Annotated in this window: 3 protein-coding genes; all 3 read right to left on the reverse strand. The window is 76.0% G+C overall.

Going from position 1 to position 2242, the window contains the following annotated elements; all coding sequences use genetic code 11:
- Nucleotides 1-753 (reverse strand): CpaE/TadZ family protein (locus HUW36_RS31310; RefSeq protein WP_174531375.1); only part of this gene is annotated, 753 nt, incomplete at its 3' end.
- The gene (locus tag HUW36_RS31315) at nucleotides 753-1418 is read right to left on the reverse strand and encodes an SAF domain-containing protein (protein WP_174531376.1); all 666 of its coding nucleotides are present in this window, start codon (nucleotides 1416-1418) and stop codon (nucleotides 753-755) included. The genes HUW36_RS31310 and HUW36_RS31315, both read right to left, overlap by 1 nt.
- The coding region (locus HUW36_RS31320) for a hypothetical protein (RefSeq protein ID WP_174531377.1) at nucleotides 1415-2242 on the reverse strand (828 nt) is incomplete at its 5' end. The genes HUW36_RS31320 and HUW36_RS31315, both read right to left, overlap by 4 nt.

Genomic DNA, 2242 nt, shown 5'->3' on the forward strand with positions numbered 1-2242 from the left:
CCGGCGCCGGTCCAGCAGCGCCCGGACCGGCACCTCCAACGCGCCGGCCGCGCGCATCAGCGGCCGGTTGGCGCGTACGGTGCCGCCGTGGCCGAGCACCTCGGCGGTACGCGGGTCGTGCGGCAGCCGGGCGATCACCGGCAGCCGCAGCGCCTTGCTGATCTCGCTGGTGCCGTGCCCGTCCCCGACCACGAGCAGGCGCAGGGTGCCCGGCGGGACCCGGTGTTCGGCGAGGTCGCGTTCGATGGCCCGGACGGTGGCCCGGGTGGCGGAGAGGTCGGGCAGGTGCGCGCGGGTCACCAGCAGCACCACCGCGGCGGCCCGGAGCAGCGGCCACGGTGGACCACCGACCGCCAGCCGGCCGCAGTCGACGAGCACGTCGTAGGGCGGCACCCCGCGCTCCAGCCCGGTGAAGTAGTCGGCGAACCGCTGCCAGAGGGGGATCACGCTGCCGGCCTGGGCCGGGTCGACCACGCCGGGCAGCAGCAGCCGCTCCCGGCGCGGCGCGTCCAGGTCGACAAGTTGGGACCAGAACGCGCTCTCCAGGCTGCCGTCGCGCAGCTCGCCGACGGCCAGCTCGCCGATGCCGCGGGGACCGTCCAACGCCCCGCCCAGGTAGCCGGCGAGGATCGAGCCACCGGCGGGGTCGCACTCGGCCAGCACGAGCCGGCGGTGCCAGCTCAGTGCCGCGGCCAGCGCGGTGGTGGTGACGCCAGGCGAGCCCTTCGCCGAGACCAGGGCGATGATCGCCATCAGGCGGCCTCGGTGAGCACGAGCGCGATCCGGTCGTCGGCGGCCAGCGCCACCACGGCCGGCACGTCCCGTACGGACAGCGCCAGGTAGACGACCGTGTCGTCGTTCTGCGGCGTCGCGGTGTCGATCACGGTGCCCTCGAAGCGGGTGCCGCCGCCGCGCGCCGCCTCGCTGCCGGTGGCGCTGGTGTCCGGCGTGCTGACCAGCAGCACCTTGTCGCCGGGGTGCAGCTTGCGGGCCGGCACCTGGTCGGGCTCCAGGCCGAGCGCGATCTGCTGCTGGCCGGGGCCGAGCAGCGGGGCGTCGGTGAGCTGGGCCGGGGTGAGCAGCGTGCCCGGGGTGAGCCGCACCGCGGCCCGCAGGCCGAGCACGTCCTTCATCCGGTCGGCCGGCACCGGCCGCAGCTCGCGCCCGCCGGAGACGCGGACCGGCACCAGGTCCGCGGCGGTGAGCTGCTGGCCCACCTCGACCGGCCGCGCCACCGCCAGGTAGCTGCCGGTGGACCGCACCGAGGTGACCGCGAACGCCGCGCCCAGCCCGCCGACCGCGATCAGCAGGATCGCCAGGCCCAGCAGGCCGGGGCGGATCCGCCGCTGCCGGACCACCTTGGGGGGCGCCACCGGCGCCTCCACCGGGGTCCCGTTCCGGGACGCCACCACACTCATCGGGTCACCACCTGAAGTTCGTTGATCTGCACCGGGACCACACCGCTGACCCGGCTCTGGGGGATCACGCCGCTCTCCCCGCCGCCGGACCACTCCACGGTCCAGAAGGTGGTGGCGCTGACCCGGTACGTGGCCGCCTTCGGGTAGCCGTGGGGGAGGCCGCAGTCGGGCGAGGCCGCGCCGGCGTCCGGCCCGTCGGCGTCGTAGGGCGTGCCCGGTCCGTGGCAGGTGACGTCGATGTCGTCGGACATGTGCCAGACGATCCGGTCCACCTTCGCGGTGATCTCGACGGTCAGGCCGCGGTCGGAGGCGGAGGCGTGCAGCGGCCCGAAGTAGGACGCCCCGGGGCTGGCCCACATCCAGACCGGCAGGCCGACCAGCCCGGGTCCCTTGCTGCGCCGGGGTGCGACGGCCACCCGGGGCGGCAGCAGCGAGATCGAGGCCAGCGCGCGGCGGGCCAGTTCCTCCGGGTCGGGCGGCGTGCCGTAGCCGGGCGGCGGGGCGGCGAGCAGGACGTTGCCCTGCTGGCCGGTGGCGCCGCCGATGCAGCTGGCGGTGTACCACTGCTGACCGGCAGGCGCGGGGAGCTGGGGCTCGGTCAGCTTGTAGTAGCACCCGTCGCCGTTGTTGAACCAGCCGAGCAGGTCGTCGTAGCACTTGACGACCTGGCCGTTCCACTGGCACTTGGCGGTGCCGCCGCCGTTGCCGCCCCCGCCGCCGTCGTTTCCGCCGCCCGGTCCGCCGCCGCCGCCCGGGACGCCCGGGTCGTCGTCCCAGACGTCGCAGTCGGTCTGGTCGGGCGGGCAGGAGCCGCCGGGGTCGGC

It is taken from the genome of Micromonospora maritima, from assembly GCF_902825405.1.
Classification (GTDB): domain Bacteria; phylum Actinomycetota; class Actinomycetes; order Mycobacteriales; family Micromonosporaceae; genus Micromonospora; species Micromonospora maritima.

Coding starts and splice junctions, on each gene's coding strand:
- HUW36_RS31315 (WP_174531376.1), bottom strand. CDS start 1,418: ATGAGTGTGGTGGCGTCCCGGAACGGGACCCCGGTGGAGGCGCCGGTG.